This is a genomic window from Reticulibacter mediterranei, assembly GCF_016587455.1.
Genome location: NZ_BNJK01000001.1, coordinates 3,849,657 through 3,864,766, shown reverse-complemented (window position 1 = coordinate 3,864,766; position 15,110 = coordinate 3,849,657). Strand labels below are relative to the sequence as shown.

Below are 15,110 nucleotides of genomic sequence, written 5' to 3'. Positions count from 1 at the left end.
ATCCAACCCTTCCTTGTTGACGGACTACTTTTTCTTTCTCTCCATCGCTATCCGACATAAAGAACACGTCTTTGCTGGTATGATAGGAGACTCAACAAGGAGAGGTAAACGTGTTATGCCTTAACGTGTTTCCGTTCGTTTAATCAATCCTGCCCGCTCCAGCTCGTAGAGCAACCGGTAGACCTCTTCGGGTGCTTTGCCCATGAGGTGGGCCAGATCCGGGGCCGGGCGTTTCCCATCGATAAGGAGAAAGAGGCGGCGATGGGTGCGCGAGAGCTTCATTTGCTCAATGTACTGGAGCGCTGCCGGACCTTCCTGTAACCGATACGGTATTCCCATCGGGGCAGGAGTATTGACTACTGGCATCTGCCCCGTTACTATCGGGATCGGTCGGGTGACGGAAGAGAGTGGTCGAGTATCCGCTCTACGCTCGTTGCCGGGACGGAAGTTTGGAGGCGGAGTGTGCGGTGTGGGTGTTGGTGATAGCTGTGGTGGTGGGGTAGGAGATGTGTGGGGACTGGCAAGTAAACGCTGGCTGATCTGCGATAGCTCCTCGACTGAAGTCTGGAAAAAGATGAAGCGGCAAAATCCCCATTCGCTGAGCCGGTTCAATGCCTCCACGCCCCGAAGTTGATCGATGCTTGCCTCCGCTCCCCGATACTGGCTGGCTGCTGCCTGGACAACTTGCCCGTTGATGAAGATGATAGTTCCCTCTTCAATAATGTTGCCGAAGCTGCGCTCTACCTTGAGTATTCCCGTCTGATGTGCCAGTAACATTGAGTGAATCACATAAGATAGCTGTTCCGTCGTTGCTTCTCGTGGTTCTGGCATGTGTGAACATCCACCTTTTAATATCAGGGCTAATCGTCTGGCGCGCGCCATAGATCGAACCTGTTGCATGATGTTTTCGTTGTGCCTGAAAATAAGTATTGGAAGGTGCAGTAAAAGATGGGCACAAATGAGTATAGAACTGCATCAGGTCAGTGGTAAGAATAAGGAATATCCACCATTTTGTCAAGCTTATTCCTCTTTTGTCTGCTTTACTACAATCGAGAAGAGTAAACATGTATTATTAAGATCGTATCGGACCCATAAACAGGGAGCAAGCGTGGATAATCGATATACAATAAGGGCCAGAATTGTCTTGATGTTGGATATAATAACAATATGCTATCTCCTGCATAGGTGAGGTCAGAAAGCTCGTTTCATGTGTTGAGATAGTTGACTTGTCTGCTTTACTGAATTATTATGAATTCTATACAGTTCAACTACACATTGAACCTGTTATGTTACATGAACAGACAGGTCCACAATTCTCAGGAGGTGTGCTATTGTCTTCACAGGCAGGGGAAGAGTGGTTAAGCTTACGCGAGGCGGCAGAACTGTTGGGCATGCACCCGGCAACCGTACGTTTGTGGGCAGATCGTCATGAGCTACCATCGCGCCGCACCAGCGGAGGTCATCGTCGTTTCCGTCGCGCTGATATAGAGGCTCGTCTACGACAGGAGGCCGAACCAAAACCCGATCCAGCCGCTCAAGTATTGATCCAGAGCTTGCTGGGACGGGTCCGCCTGGCTTTTACTGACGGCACCCTCAGTACCTTGCCCTGGTATCAACACTTCGATGAGACCGTTCGCGATGCCTATCGCCACCTGGGACGCCGCCTGCTCGATCTCTTACGCCGTGCCCTCAGTAACGAGACCGATAAAGAGACGTTGCAGCGCGAAGCAATGGAACTGGGCACCGAATATGGCACGATTACCAGCCGTTCACACGTCTCGGTCGCCGATGCTGTGCGTGCCTTTCTCTACTTCCATACTCTCGTAGATGAAGGGATTTTGCAGCTTGCCGAGGTGCGCGGCGCTCGCGAACAGGATATCCCCTGGGTCGAAAGCCTCTATCAAGTCCAGGCCATCACTAACGAAATCTTACCCGCTCTGATTGAAGCTGCCCATAGCTTTCCTCATGAGCAAGAAGCTTCCGTCCCCCTCAACGATCTTGAAACAATTTATTCTGTAAAACGTTTTCTAGTAGCATGTCTTATAATAGTAGAAGGTTATGATTGCTCGTGTGGATGGAGTCAGTGTGTACCCATCCTCCATGTAGTCACCTATGATGTCATATCATTCAAAAGATTTCTACCTGCTAGAAACGAAGGGGGGAGGAGGCGATAATGCCAAAAGAGGATACTCATCATCCCTTGCCATCACGACAGGTGCCGCCTGCCCAGCAAGAAAAGGCAGTGGTTCCTTACACATCTACTGATGCAGTCAGGCGTACATTACAGCGTCGTCACTATCGAAAGATACTCTTCTATCATCACGTGCGTAGAAATCTTCGTCAGGCTCGTGCCCACGATCGGATGGTCTCGCAACGCTTCTGGATGACCATTGCCAGCACTTTCTTCGCCTTATTCTTCGTCTTTTTCTCCGTCACTGGAACCGGCGCGTATACCGCCCTGCGCTTCTATCAGGACACACAGACGAAATATATTCCTCGCGTTGTGACCCTGCACGATCTGATGCCTCTTGATAACCTCAAAATGTATGATCGTCACGGCGTCCTGCTTGGACAATTAACGGATCAGGGACTACATACGGCTGTGTCCCTCGATGATGTGGCCCCTGCCCTGATCAATGCGACCATCGCGACGGAAGATAAAAATTTCTGGACCAATCCCGGCGTTGATATCCCGCGCATCATTCAGGCCGCCCTCAATGATCTGCGCAGCGGACGGGTCGTGGAGGGTGGTAGCACGATCTCTCAACAATTGATTAAAAATCTCGTGGTTGGCAAACAGACGAGTATCGAGCGCAAGTTGTCTGAGGCAATGCTGACCCCCGAACTCAATCGTCGCTACAGCAAGAGCGATATCCTCGAAATGTACCTCAATAGCATCTATTATGGGCAGCAGGCGTACGGCATCGATGCCGCGGCTACGGCCTATTTCGGCTTGCAGGATAAACCAGGCAAACCAGCAGCCAAACAACTGAGCATAGCACAATCCGCGATGCTGGCCGGTCTGCCACAATATCCCTATGGCTATGATCCCTTTCAGCATCCAGAGGCGGCCTTGCAGCGCTTTCAGACGGTGCTAGATGGTATGGTCAGCCAGGGCTATATTACGAGAGTCCAGGCGCTTGATGCTGAGCGCGAGGCCCATCATCCCAATTTCTTCAAACGCCCCAGCATGGTGAATCGTGCTCCCCATTTCTTCAACTTTGTGCTGGGTGAGCTTGAACAGCAATTTCACCTGAAGCGCAATCAATTGTCTCGCTCCGATATGAAGGTCTATACGACGCTAGATATCGCTTTGCAGGACAAGATTCAGAAGATCGCGCAGGCACATATCGCGGAACTGAAGTATACACATCATGTCACCAACGCAGCCGAAGTGCTGATCGACTATCACAGCGGCGCGATTATCTCGCTACTGGGAAGCATCGATTATAACGATAAAAGCATCGATGGTCAGTTTGATGTCGCGACACAAAGCTATCGTCAGCCCGGCTCGTCTTTTAAACCATATGTCTATGTGGACGCCTTCCAGCAGGGAATATCACCTGCGCAGGCCATAGATGATGCACCCCTGACGATCAAACTGCCCGGGGGCAATCCGCCAACGTTCAGCCCGAAAAACTACGATAACAAGTATCATGGGCATATGACGCTGCGTTGCGCTCTGCAAAATTCGCTCAATATTCCTGCTGTGAAGGTGTTGCAGCATGTCGGGATTGATAGCGCCATGAGTATGGCACAAACAATGGGCATCGCCAGCTACGAGGGCTATGCGGGTTATTCGCTTGTGCTGGGTGGCATTGGTGTGCGACTGATCGATCACACCTCTGCGTATGGCACCTTCGCCAATGGTGGCGTGCATGTACCGTATTATGGTGTTGAAAAAGTCGTCATCAGCCGTACGAACCAGACAATTCAGCATCAGAGCAATCCGGGAACGCAGGCGATCAATCCGCAACTGGCGTATATGATGACCGATGTATTGAGCGACAATCAATCGCGCATCCCGGAATTCTTTGACTGCAACCCACTGCAACTGTACTCCAACTCACAGGCGGATTGCTGGGATGGCAATCGCGGGACTGTTCGCCCAGCCGCAGCCAAGACGGGAACAACCAATGATTTCCGCGATAACTGGACGGTTGGCTATACAACGGATTATGTGATGGGCGTCTGGGCTGGCAATGATAATAACACGCCCATGTTCGATGTGACTGGTGTTCAGGGCGCTGCTCCAATCTGGCACGACTCGATGCTGGTAGCCGAGCAGGGACATCCCGTGCATGATTTCAGCAATCCTGGTGGTCTGGAGCGGCAAACGGTGACGTATCCTGATGGCGTGAAGTCAACCGATTGGTTTCTGCCTGGTACGGCCCCTACGTTTATCCAGTCCACCCCCACCCCGGGCGGTTTCACGATACCAGGCCTTGAGCCAACGCCAACTAGCGTACATTCTTCACCCGGGCATAATGACAACAAAGATAATCATTCCGCTGCCCATGCATATTGCCCCAACAATTACAGTTTCGCGTTTTCCCCACCATCATCCTCGTCTCATGGGAATAATAATCCGTTCTTCTCAGATCCGGGCTGGTGGTAGTTATTACTACCATCGGCTCCTGCTCTGCCCCTTTTCAAAAAAGGGGCAGTAATTATTTACTGCCCCTGTTGGCTAGTTGATATATCTATAATCGTTTATTCTTACTCTTGCTTGTCGGAATCATGCTTGGAAGTTGTCTTCTTGTCTGTTTGTTTTGATGCAACTATGGTATTTAGCGCTTTCACAAGTGCAGGCGTAAGGGCTTCTACCAACGCCGGAGCAAGAGCTTCTGCCAATGCTGGGGCAAGGGCGGCAGCAAGCATGGCTGTTTCAATTGATGATGTCTGGGATGCTGTTCCTGATGATGGGATCAGAGACGCCATATATGCATCTGTCAGAGCATCCGTGATTGCATCTTCCGTCCGTGATCCTGTTTTCGGATGCGATGCAGTTTCTATCAATCCTTTAATGAGAGCTTCGATCATAGGATCTATATGCTCTCGTGCTGCTGTTTGTTCGGAGTTCGCTGTCATGATGTTGTCCTTTCCTAGCGAAAGATCAGATATAACGCGCACCTAGTGTGACAAAGGTATTCGGGCAAATAGATGAGCAGACATCATGCCGAATATTCCTTTATCACACTAGAAGGTCAGAAAATCTTTCCGTCCCTCATTAAGAGATGTGGCAAAAAGACATCTGTGCCTTGATCTATACGGTTGCTTTCTCGCGCTCCTCACGACGAGATGCGAGAGCAGCTAATACAATCGGGCTGATGCCTTCTCCGCGCTCCTCACGCTCCTCACGACGAGATGCGAGAGCAGCTAACAGAATAGGGCTAATCTGCCCCTCTTGCTCTTCGCCTTCTTCCTGACGACGAGCCGCAAGAGCAGCTAACACAATCGGGCTGATGCCTTCTTCAGCACGCTCCTGGCGACGAGACATCAAAGCGGCCAGCAAGAGGGGATGGATCTTTCCCTGTTCCGCACGGCGAGACATCAAAGCGGCCAGCAAGAGGGGATGAGCGACCTCTCGACCTTCTTCGCGCTCTTCGCGGCGGGACATCAGAGCGGCCAACAGAAGAGGATGGATCTGCCCTTCCTGACCTTCCTGACCTTCCTGACGACGAGACATCAAGGTAGCCAGCAGAAGAGGATGGATCTTCCCCTGTTCTGCACGACGAGACATCAAAGTGGCTAACAGAATAGGGCTAATCTGCCCCTCTTGCTCTTCGCCTTCTTCCTGACGACGAGCCGCAAGAGCAGCTAACACAATCGGGCTGATGCCTTCTTCAGCACGCTCCTGGCGACGAGACATCAAAGCGGCCAGCAAGAGGGGATGGATCTTTCCCTGTTCCGCACGGCGAGACATCAAAGCGGCCAGCAAGAGGGGATGAGCGACCTCTCGGCCTTCTTCGCGCTCCTCACGACGAGACATCAGGGCGGCCAGCAAGAATGGCATTCCTTCCGCTCCACCCTGCTCCTGACCTTCGGCTCGCTCACGTATCGCGTCTCTTACAGGTGTTGGCATAAAAGTCTCCTTTTAATGGTTACATTAACGTTTTTATACGTTGGGAGAAAAACAAAAACACAAAAAATGTTTAAGCGGCTTCAGGCAGGATTAAGGAATCCGAACCTTCATCCGTACTCCCTTGATCATTATATAGAGTCAAAAAAAATAGTGCTAGCTCAAGAGAAGCTGTATTTGATCTTCTATTTTGATGCAACTACGGCGATCTCTTTTCCAAAAAAGGTTGCGATAATGAGGATTTGTATTTCAGAAAATGCCGTTTCCCTGCTGTGATAATCGTTATTATTTTGATGGAGGAGGTCGTGCATAGTTAATTTATACTAGTGTATTTTGGAGAAGAATGATTAGAAAAAGATCTCTGACCTCAGGAAAGAGATCGTCTCACCTTATGTTGGAAACGGAAAATAGTATGGTTCTATAGACCACTTATCCGCTATAATATATAGCGATATCAGGTCTACCCATTGCTTTTTTTCGAAAGCTATAGTGCCGGAATGCAAAATAACGAAAACGTTTGGAATGCAGGCCATCTATCTCTCGTAGCTTACCTTCGATATGTACTATTACCAGAAAGAAAGTTGTATATGCGCATACACTTATTCAGGAGAAAATTTAATGCAAGATAAAAGTTTTCTGCAAGCTATGCAAGATCTACAAGATAGGATTTCTAGCGATTTCCAGGAATCAATAAGCCATATGCTTTTGCATCAGGCTACTGCGGCTGACGCTACCTCAAATATCAAGGATGAAAAAATGCGGGCAGCTATTACCAATGTACTTATCTGTGAGCAGATAATCTCTCTCCTGAGGCTGATGAGAGAGCTGAGCATCCTCGACAAAGCACAGTACGATGAGTTCACAACATATCTTCTGCGTACCCTTACATCACGCTATGAGGATTTTGCCGTTTGGAGTGGCCTTGACCCGGAAATGTGGGGAAAGGGAGTTTGAAAGCATAACTCATGATGTAAGGGAAGGAACGACACAAACAACACGCAAGCAATTTTTCTCGAACCGCCATGCACATCTATGCCATTTTGCCTATGTTGGGAGTTCATTTGGCGAGGTCTGCTCTCATACCACTTGACTAGAACATTTATTCTGATATACTTAAAGAAATTCTGTTCTAATTAATGGAGCCAGAAATAGACCAGACCTGGTATATGGCTTATGACTTTCAACAGTTGCTAGATAGGAGGAACGGACATGGATATGGCACATACCAGGAGGCAGTCTCAACCCATTGCAGACGATGTGATGGATGATGCCTCCCTCTATGAGACCCGCATGCCCAGCAGTGTCAGGCGCTATAAACCGTCATCTGCTCTACGCGAGATTGCTGATGAGCCAATTTCGCAGGGAGCCTTTATCCAGCGGCGGCGTTCAGGTTCCCAGGCAACGCAGGGTATTGCTTCTAAGGCCATTGCGCCCACTCGCGAGAGAAACGGGCAGAGGCGCTTCCCACTCGTCCCTACATTGATCGGTATGATTATTACGATTATCTTGATTATGAGCTTCAGCCTCGTCAGTACGTGGTGGAACACGTATCAGGACGATCAGCATTATGGGCGACCGCGAACCTCACAACTGGATGCTGTGGTAGGGCATGGCGATAGTGCAAGCAATCCAACCCATTTTATCTTTATGAATTTACGTCGGCATGTGCAAATTATTGAAATTCCTGGCGGCGATCCCAGCCGCTCGCGCATCTTTATTGGTCCGACTCTCTACGGTGACGGCCAGGATTTAACGCCGGTGACGGGCGAGATCCGCGATCTCAATGGCGATGGGAAGCCCGATTTAGTCGTACATATCCAGAATCAACAGGTCAGATTCATCAATGATGGCACCACGTTCCATTCGCAATGAGGCAGCTGCTGTCAACTTTGACATAAGACAGAGGGTATGGTTGAGGTGCGAATCACAGGAAGCGCGCATTTCAACTATGCCCTTTGTTTTACATCCTTATTTTAAGAGTTAGAGACGCCATTACTGTCTGTTCTTCACACATCCTTAAAATTCATCTGTTACAATATCTCTATATACTCAACTAGAAAAGGATGAAGAACGTACCATGAACTCTCCACAAGCAGGGCAGCTGCTCTATTTCTGGGCCTTTGGCGATTTGCATTATCGCACGATACCCGCCTGGCACGAACTCCATACAAAACGCCTCTCCCTCATGTATAACGATCTCCATGAATTGTGGAGCGGCGAAGAGGGCACCCCCACCTTCTGTGTCTCGCCCGGCGATATTGTTGATACCTGCTTCATTGATAATCATCGATTGGCGAAAAAGAGTCTTGAGGAGCAGCTCGGTTCGATCCCCTTCTATCCAGGCGTGGGCAATCATGAATACTATGGCCCTAACGGAGAAGATCCCGCGCTGATGGCCAGCATTTATACGCAAATCTGGGAGAAGCCTTTGCGTTATAGCTGGCAGGCAGGTGAGACTATTTGTATCATGCTTGACTATCCAGATCCATTGACGCTGGAAAATCCCAAATATGTCTATCTCTCCGAGGAGGCGTTAACCTTTCTCGATATGACCCTGGCTGCTCATGCCAATCTGCCAGCGGTTATTTTCCTGCACTGTCCATTGTATGATACTGTGCTGGACCGTGATGCTAAGCGGCATCGCGACTATAATTCGCTCCAGCATTTCTTCTCGCTCGAAAACTCAAAGGAGGTGCGCGCTATCCTGGCTCGCCATCGCAACGCCTGCCTCCTGTTCAGCGGCCACACGCATTCGGGCTGGCAGGCTCCAAATCTGGTGAAGACCGAGCAACTGGGCGAGCATCAGGTGACGTTTGTACATTTGATGTCGCCCTGGTATACGGGAACCCATACGGGGCCGAGCCTCAATAAGGGGCATGTGACCTATGTGCCCGATACTCCGAATGTTCTCCCGACCTTTGCTGTGCGCCTTTTCCCGGAGCAGGCGTTGATTCGTTTGCGCGATCATCAGACGCAAAAGTGGTTGCAAGAGTGGCGTGTGCCGTTTAGATAACGAAGCGATAGCCAACGCCCCAGACGGTGACGATCTTCTCTCCCAGAGGCCCAAGCTTTTTGCGCAGGCGGGTGATATGAGTATCGACGGTGCGATCAAAGCCGTCATAGTCATATCCCCAGAGCTGTTGTAACAGAAATTCGCGGCTAAAGGCGCGACCGGGATGCGAGGCGAGCAGAACAATCAGATCGAACTCTTTCGGGGTCAGGTCAAGCTCCGCATTATTAAGTTGCACGATACGCTCAGCGGTGTAAATGCGCAACGGACCATGCACGATCGGTGCCGGGGCAGCTGGAGTGGCAGCGATATTTGCAGCCAACGCGTTCCCACCAACGGGCGAAGGAGTCGGTGCCAGGCGGCTATCAAGCTCGACACGTCGTAGCAGCGCGCGGACGCGAGCCTGTACCTCGCGAATGCTAAACGGCTTGCTGACATAATCGTCAGCCCCCACTTCCAGGCCAAGAATACGATCCACTTCCTCATTGCGCGCCGTCAGCATAATAATCGGGGTCAGATGGTTTTGTCGGACGCGGCGGCAGACCGAAAGCCCATCCAGGCCGGGCAACATCCAGTCGAGGATAATGAGATCGGGGTTATGTTGCTCAACCAGATTCAGGCCGATAGTGCCATCAAACGCCTGAAATACAGTATGTCCCTCGGCCTCTAGCTCGTTGCGCAATAGATTACAAATGTCGATTTCATCTTCAACGACAAGAATGCGTGCCATTATACCGTCCTCTATGGTGTTTACCCGGTTGCAGAGTTTTATACTCTCCCTAGTGTACAACCGATACCGTTTGTATACAAGAGGGCAGGATACATAGCACGTTGCGGTATTTATGCCTGCTGCATGGCACGTTGTACCGGATTTTGCGGCGGTTGTTGAGCAGCAGACGCCACGTGGAGCAGGACGCAGAAACGGGTTCCTTCTCCAACCTTGCTTTCGACGGTGATTGAGCCGTGCATGGCCGTAACGAAATCTTTAACGATGGATAATCCCAGGCCAAAGCCGCCAGATGTTCGTGAGCGCGAGGCATCGGTGCGATAAAAGCGCTCGAAGACGCGACCGAGATCCTCCGGTGGAATGCCGATGCCGGTATCCGCAACGGAGAGGGCGAGCGCATTTGCTCCGGCTGGTTCGAGCGAGATGGAAACAATCCCTCCATTAGGTGTGTAGGTGATGGCATTGCGCACAAGATTGAGGATAACCTGGATGAGCCTCTGACGATCAGCCAGCACTGGTGGCAACCCGGGCGTGACAGCACGAACGAGCGTGATCTGCCGATCGCGACGTGCCAACGGCATCAACGTCTGATAGACCTCCTCGACCACCGTTCCTGCCTCAACCGCTGAGATGTTCAGGCTCAGTTCGTTGGCCTCCGTCTTTGCCAGTGAGAGCAGATCGTCAACAAGCGAGCCGAGCCGCACAGACTCGCGATGAACGATGGTGAGGTATTTCTGTAACGCCTCCGGTGAAGGCATTTTGCCGCTGCCATCTTCGCTAAAGCCGTTTAAGAGCGATTCGAGATGACCGCGGATACTGGCAACCGGGGTGCGTAGCTCGTGCGAGACGTTGATAATCAGATCGCGCCGCTTCTGATCGGCCTGCTCTGCTCTAATACGCTGTTGTTCCGCCAGCGCCCTTGCCTCCGCCAGCCTCAGATCCTTATCGCTTAAACCCAGCATCGAGCGCGCAATCTGTCCCCACCCCCAGGCCATGCCATTGATGATATAGAGAGGTACGAAGACGAGACCTCCAGCCATCAATGATATGTGCAGCACACGACCGATAGTGAGAGGGCGCTGAGGCGGTGTGAGCTTCATGGATTGCGATATAAGAGTAGAACGAGATCTGCGAAAAGCTCCTGTGATGGAGAGGAACAGAAAAACGAAGGGCGAGAAGACCGCACCCAATGAAAGCGACACCGACAGCAGTGCGATCACCATCACTAGGGCGCTGAGGGTAATGCAGAATGTGATGGAGCCAATCAGCAGCTTGAGGAAGAGATAGAGCAGGCTTTTCCAGGTGACACTATTGCTGAGATGAGTGCGAACACGATCCCAGAGCGGCTTTGTGTTGTCAACCTGCCCCTCCATTGGCGGGATATCCACTTTGAGCCATTTTATCGCCATTGCGCGCTCCATTGCGGCTAGCTTCCACCAGAACCACATTACGAACAGCAGGACGGGAACGCCCAGCCAGATAACCAGCGTCCCGATCCCAACTGTGAGGCCGACGGCGAGAAAGACGAAGTAGAATATACCCAGTGGGAAGGAGAGCAGCAGGTAGCCAATGCTGGTATAGGTTTGTTTCTGTGTTGTAAGGCGGTGCAAACTGGGAATCATAGAGCGGCCCTCGGTCATCAATATTGAACAATCATGATGCTTTCAATATGTGCTTCCAATATATATTACAGGTGTTTGTTTTTCTACCTGTACAGCATAGCACATTGCTGTGGATAGCATATGATCAAAGTGTTACAAAATTGTGTCGATTTCGCTCTGCACACAATAATAATCTTGTGCCACCATCCCTACAGTTTTAGGAGAAGAATGCAGACAGAAAGAAGCTCGGCGGAACGTACCCGCCGAGCTTCTTTCTGAGACATTCCTCCCCTCCTCCATCTTCCCCAATAAGTTCCACGATACACGTGTGAAAGTGATCCTGTCAGTCCTCCCCCACTCAACTTACCGTACCGTCCTCTATCCCTTTTCCCCATCACGGCCACCCCAGGAGATCAGAAGACAGTACTCCTGGTATACTGGCAAGTTCTTGCACACACCTCTTCTCTCCCTGCCATCCTTCGACCATGATCTCATCTTATCTCACCTCTAAAAATAAATGTCTCATCCACACCTTCTACTAGCATCCCATCGAATATTCCATCCGCATCTTCTACCTTCGATCATGAGCAGAACTGTTTCCCAAATTTCCGCACTTCCATCATTTCCCTGGTGCCATCTACCAGGTTATTACCTCTCGTTTCCTACGCCAATACTATAACATAAAGTCATGACGAACCCATGAATTGATAAGCGTGTATGATGAACAAAAATTCATCTAGAAAGAAGTGTGGAAAAGCATTCAAATTACAAATTTTTCATTCTTTGCCAATCCTGCGTAAACTTCTCCACCGCCCGCTCGCTTTCGGGGTCTGTGAGCAGGGAAAGTAAAACCTCCGAGGGCACAGTCAAATCGTGCGCACCAGCCTGGAGCGCCTCCGCAGCTTCTAAAGATGACTTAATACTCGCAGCCAGGATACGCGAGGAGAGGTGCTGGCTCTGAAACAGTTTCGCGATCTGAGCAATACGCTCACTGGCATTGGCTCCTGAACGGGCGAGGCGATTGTAGTATGGGATGATGTAATCGGCCTGGATTAGTGCCGCGCAATACGCCTGGGCAACTGAAGTAACGGCGGTGAACGCCACGCGATGCCCCTGCTCTTTGAGGGCGCGTGCCACACGCATGCCAGTCTTCGTCATCGGTATCTTGGGGATGACGCGCTGTGGCTCGGCTGCGATATACGCGAGAGCCTCTTGAAGCATCTCTCCTTCTCTGGCTGCCCCCGGCTGGATGAAAACCAGTCCCGGCTGCTTGCTCAACAATGCGGAGAGGAGTTGAGACGGAGTGAGCCGCTGCCCACGTTCGCAGGCTGCCAGCATAATTGACGGATTGGTCGTGACGCCTGCCAGTGGCACCGTGCGTCCAACTTCAACGATATCATCAATGTATGCACAATCGATGTAGAGGGCCATAATTGCTGCTCCTATCCCCTGTAACTCTTCTATAGAAGATCTTTGTTGCAGACGTGTTGTTTTGTTTGCAAATATTGTATAACAACAGGAGAGCCGTTATCGGGAAGGAGTGCTATCTCAATGCCAATCAAAGAGGGCTGGCGAGGCCGCTTTTTCGAGGATTTTGCGGTCGGCGATGTCTATCAACACCCGCTGGGACGCACGGTGACGACCACTGATAATATGTGGTTTACGTTGCTGACACAGAATACCGCTCCTATCCATTTCGACCATCACTACGCCGCGCAAACCGAGTTTGGTAAACCGCTGGTGGACTCGACCTTCACGCTGGCGCTGGTGACAGGGCAGAGCGTCGCGGACATCTCGCAGAACGTTTTTGCCAATCTTGGCTGGGATGAAGTGCGCCTCCCTCATCCGGTCTTTGAAGGCGACACTATCTATTCACAATCGGAGGTGCTGGCAACGCGTGAGTCGCGCTCACGCCCAAATGTTGGGATTGTCACAGTCAAGACCAGCGGCTATAATCAAGAAGGCAAAATCGTCATTACGTTTAAACGGACCATTATGGTGTATAAACGAGGCCATGCGCCGCAGATTACACGCCTGACGATGGAGTAATAGCATACAAAGGAGAAACTCTTATGGCACAGCTGAATGGAGCACAGATTACATGGCTAGGGCATGCCACGTTTAAGGTGACGACGCCCCAGAACAAAGTTATTTTGATTGATCCCTGGATCGAGGGCAATCCGAAAAGTCCCGCCGAGGCTAAACAGCTTGACAAGGTCGATCTGATCCTGGTCACGCACGGCCATTCCGACCATATTAACGACGTGGTGCCGACTGCGAAAAAGTATCATTCGCAGGTGCTGGCTATCGTGGAGACAGCAACCTGGATCGGCTCTCAGGGGGTCGAGAATGTGGTTGGCTTCAATATCGGAGGCAGCGTCAACGTCCAGGGCATCACAGTTTCCATGACACAGGCATTTCACTCTTCGGGCATCGATGGCAGCGATCAGACCGTCTATGGAGGCGATCCCGTTGGCTTTGTGATAGAGCTGGAGAACGGCCTCAAGCTCTATCACGCTGGCGATACCTGTGCTTTTGGCGATATGCAACTGATCCGCGAACTTTACGCGCCCGACATTGCGATGCTGCCAATCGGCGACTTTTATACAATGGGACCAAAGGGAGCTGCTCTAGCAACGCGCCTGCTCGGTGTCCAGCATGTAATCCCGATGCACTACGGCACCTTCCCCATCCTGATTGGCACGCCCGCGCAACTGAAGGACGAACTACGCAAACTGGGCCTGGAGAGTGTCGAGGTGATCGAGATGACTCCAGGGCAGACGATCAAGTAGAGAAAATATGTACAACCCCTTGCCAGGTTTGCTATAATCAAGCTTGATATGGGTGTTTTCTCGAAAAAGGAGTCAATATGAGCGCAGCTTCCTCCTCAAATAGCCCTTTATATGGCGCAGGCAGAGCGAGACCCGAAGCTTTCATTCCCTATGTGATCGAATCAACTCCGCGTGGAGAGCGAAGGTGGGACATCTACTCGCGCCTGCTGCAAGATCGTATCGTTATCGTAGGTACTCCTATTAACGATCAGATTGCCAGTGCTATCGTTGCTCAGTTGTTGTACCTCGAAAGCGAGGACTCAACAAGAGATATCTATATGTACATCAACTCTCCCGGTGGAGAGGTCTATTCTGGTCTGTCGATCTATGATGCCATGCAAACGATTAAATCGCCCGTCACCACCATCTGTCTTGGTATGGCGATGAGCTTTGGTGCCGTGCTGCTGGCGGGTGGCGCGAAGGGAAAACGTTATTGCCTGCCCAACGCGACGGTGATGATCCACCAGCCATTGGGCGGCGCACGAGGCCAGGCTGCGGAGATCGAGATCGAGGCTCGCGAGGCCATCCGTTTGCGCCAGGTTCTCAACGAGATCCTCGCCAAACACACCGGGCAGTCGCTCGAACGCATCGCGCGTGATACCGACCGCGACTACTACCTCTCAGCGCAACAGGCCGCCGAATATGGTCTGGTTGACGAGGTGATGGAACTTGACAAGATCGAGGAGCGGGCGCGCGAATCGTAGCTTGATTATATAGGGCGTTCTCAACCGTAAACCAGTGCAACGGGAACCCGGGCGAGGACCAGCCATCGCCCCTGCCATACACGAGACAGATTCCGGGAAATTGGATATGGCAGGGGCGATGGCTGGTCCTCGCCCGGGTTGCTCTGCCTTAACCG

General features: G+C 51.2%; 14 protein-coding genes. 8 read left to right on the top strand and 6 right to left on the bottom strand.

The window, feature by feature from the left end:
• Positions 1-120 precede the first annotated feature (120 nt).
• Positions 121-831 (bottom strand): DUF4388 domain-containing protein, encoded by a 711-nt coding sequence (locus K3T83_RS16655; protein WP_220204082.1) that lies wholly within the window; start codon positions 829-831, stop codon positions 121-123.
• A 500-nt stretch (positions 832-1,331) separates the two neighbouring features.
• Here K3T83_RS16655 and K3T83_RS16650 point away from each other — a divergent pair, with 500 nt between their 5' ends.
• Both K3T83_RS16650 and K3T83_RS16645 read left to right on the top strand, forming a co-directional pair.
• Complete coding sequence (locus K3T83_RS16650; RefSeq protein ID WP_220204081.1) at positions 1,332-2,174, top strand: MerR family transcriptional regulator; 843 nt, start codon at positions 1,332-1,334, stop codon at positions 2,172-2,174.
• The gene (locus K3T83_RS16645; protein ID WP_220204080.1) at positions 2,174-4,618 is read left to right on the top strand and encodes a transglycosylase domain-containing protein; all 2,445 of its coding nucleotides are present in this window, start codon (positions 2,174-2,176) and stop codon (positions 4,616-4,618) included. Before K3T83_RS16650 ends, K3T83_RS16645 begins: the two co-directional genes overlap by 1 nt.
• Before the next feature lie 101 nt (positions 4,619-4,719).
• Here K3T83_RS16645 and K3T83_RS16640 read toward each other — a convergent pair whose 3' ends face one another.
• Positions 4,720-5,043 (bottom strand): hypothetical protein, encoded by a 324-nt coding sequence (locus tag K3T83_RS16640; protein ID WP_220204079.1) that lies wholly within the window; start codon positions 5,041-5,043, stop codon positions 4,720-4,722.
• A gap of 223 nt (positions 5,044-5,266) precedes the next feature.
• Positions 5,267-6,085: a hypothetical protein gene (locus K3T83_RS16635; protein WP_220204078.1), complete on the bottom strand. Its 819-nt coding sequence runs from the start codon at positions 6,083-6,085 to the stop codon at positions 5,267-5,269.
• A gap of 615 nt (positions 6,086-6,700) precedes the next feature.
• Between K3T83_RS16635 and K3T83_RS16630 the strand changes: the two genes are divergently transcribed.
• The 3 genes from K3T83_RS16630 to K3T83_RS16620 all read left to right on the top strand — a co-directional run bounded on the left by K3T83_RS16630 (position 6,701) and on the right by K3T83_RS16620 (position 9,095).
• The gene (locus K3T83_RS16630; protein WP_220204077.1) at positions 6,701-7,036 is read left to right on the top strand and encodes a hypothetical protein; all 336 of its coding nucleotides are present in this window, start codon (positions 6,701-6,703) and stop codon (positions 7,034-7,036) included.
• Between the two features lie 255 nt (positions 7,037-7,291).
• The gene (locus K3T83_RS16625; RefSeq protein WP_220204076.1) at positions 7,292-7,954 is read left to right on the top strand and encodes a hypothetical protein; all 663 of its coding nucleotides are present in this window, start codon (positions 7,292-7,294) and stop codon (positions 7,952-7,954) included.
• A 205-nt stretch (positions 7,955-8,159) separates the two neighbouring features.
• Positions 8,160-9,095, top strand: coding sequence for a metallophosphoesterase family protein (locus K3T83_RS16620; protein WP_220204075.1), 936 nt, complete (start codon positions 8,160-8,162; stop codon positions 9,093-9,095).
• On the opposite strand, the gene K3T83_RS16615 is transcribed toward K3T83_RS16620, so the two are convergent.
• The 3 genes from K3T83_RS16615 to K3T83_RS16605 form a co-directional block, all read right to left on the bottom strand.
• Positions 9,088-9,822, bottom strand: a complete 735-nt coding sequence (locus tag K3T83_RS16615) for a response regulator transcription factor (RefSeq protein ID WP_220204074.1) — start codon at positions 9,820-9,822, stop codon at positions 9,088-9,090. The genes K3T83_RS16620 and K3T83_RS16615 overlap by 8 nt on opposite strands.
• 110 nt (positions 9,823-9,932) lie before the next feature.
• On the bottom strand, positions 9,933-11,441 hold the full coding sequence (locus K3T83_RS16610) for an ATP-binding protein (protein WP_220204073.1): 1,509 nt from the start codon (positions 11,439-11,441) through the stop codon (positions 9,933-9,935).
• Between the two features lie 744 nt (positions 11,442-12,185).
• Complete coding sequence (locus K3T83_RS16605) at positions 12,186-12,851, bottom strand: transaldolase family protein (protein ID WP_220204072.1); 666 nt, start codon at positions 12,849-12,851, stop codon at positions 12,186-12,188.
• A gap of 120 nt (positions 12,852-12,971) precedes the next feature.
• Between K3T83_RS16605 and K3T83_RS16600 the strand changes: the two genes are divergently transcribed.
• The 3 genes from K3T83_RS16600 to K3T83_RS16590 all read left to right on the top strand — a co-directional run bounded on the left by K3T83_RS16600 (position 12,972) and on the right by K3T83_RS16590 (position 14,955).
• On the top strand, positions 12,972-13,469 hold the full coding sequence (locus tag K3T83_RS16600) for a MaoC family dehydratase (protein WP_220204071.1): 498 nt from the start codon (positions 12,972-12,974) through the stop codon (positions 13,467-13,469).
• Positions 13,470-13,492: 23 nt separating this feature from the next.
• Complete coding sequence (locus tag K3T83_RS16595) at positions 13,493-14,212, top strand: metal-dependent hydrolase (protein ID WP_220204070.1); 720 nt, start codon at positions 13,493-13,495, stop codon at positions 14,210-14,212.
• A 77-nt stretch (positions 14,213-14,289) separates the two neighbouring features.
• Positions 14,290-14,955 carry an ATP-dependent Clp protease proteolytic subunit gene (locus K3T83_RS16590; RefSeq protein ID WP_220204069.1) on the top strand — a complete coding sequence of 222 codons (666 nt, stop codon included), beginning with the start codon at positions 14,290-14,292 and terminating at the stop codon, positions 14,953-14,955.
• Positions 14,956-15,110 lie beyond the last annotated feature (155 nt).

What these genes read in the sequence shown, in the direction of transcription:
- K3T83_RS16655 (WP_220204082.1), bottom strand. Translation starts at nt 831, where the DNA reads ATGCCAGAACCACGAGAAGCAACGACGGAACAGCTATCTTATGTGATT.
- K3T83_RS16645 (WP_220204080.1), top strand. Translation starts at nt 2,174, where the DNA reads ATGCCAAAAGAGGATACTCATCATCCCTTGCCATCACGACAGGTGCCG.
- K3T83_RS16640 (WP_220204079.1), bottom strand. Translation starts at nt 5,043, where the DNA reads ATGATCGAAGCTCTCATTAAAGGATTGATAGAAACTGCATCGCATCCG.
- K3T83_RS16635 (WP_220204078.1), bottom strand. Translation starts at nt 6,085, where the DNA reads ATGCCAACACCTGTAAGAGACGCGATACGTGAGCGAGCCGAAGGTCAG.
- K3T83_RS16630 (WP_220204077.1), top strand. Translation starts at nt 6,701, where the DNA reads ATGCAAGATAAAAGTTTTCTGCAAGCTATGCAAGATCTACAAGATAGG.
- K3T83_RS16625 (WP_220204076.1), top strand. Translation starts at nt 7,292, where the DNA reads ATGGATATGGCACATACCAGGAGGCAGTCTCAACCCATTGCAGACGAT.
- K3T83_RS16620 (WP_220204075.1), top strand. Translation starts at nt 8,160, where the DNA reads ATGAACTCTCCACAAGCAGGGCAGCTGCTCTATTTCTGGGCCTTTGGC.
- K3T83_RS16615 (WP_220204074.1), bottom strand. Translation starts at nt 9,822, where the DNA reads ATGGCACGCATTCTTGTCGTTGAAGATGAAATCGACATTTGTAATCTA.
- K3T83_RS16610 (WP_220204073.1), bottom strand. Translation starts at nt 11,441, where the DNA reads ATGATTCCCAGTTTGCACCGCCTTACAACACAGAAACAAACCTATACC.
- K3T83_RS16605 (WP_220204072.1), bottom strand. Translation starts at nt 12,851, where the DNA reads ATGGCCCTCTACATCGATTGTGCATACATTGATGATATCGTTGAAGTT.
- K3T83_RS16600 (WP_220204071.1), top strand. Translation starts at nt 12,972, where the DNA reads ATGCCAATCAAAGAGGGCTGGCGAGGCCGCTTTTTCGAGGATTTTGCG.
- K3T83_RS16595 (WP_220204070.1), top strand. Translation starts at nt 13,493, where the DNA reads ATGGCACAGCTGAATGGAGCACAGATTACATGGCTAGGGCATGCCACG.
- K3T83_RS16590 (WP_220204069.1), top strand. Translation starts at nt 14,290, where the DNA reads ATGAGCGCAGCTTCCTCCTCAAATAGCCCTTTATATGGCGCAGGCAGA.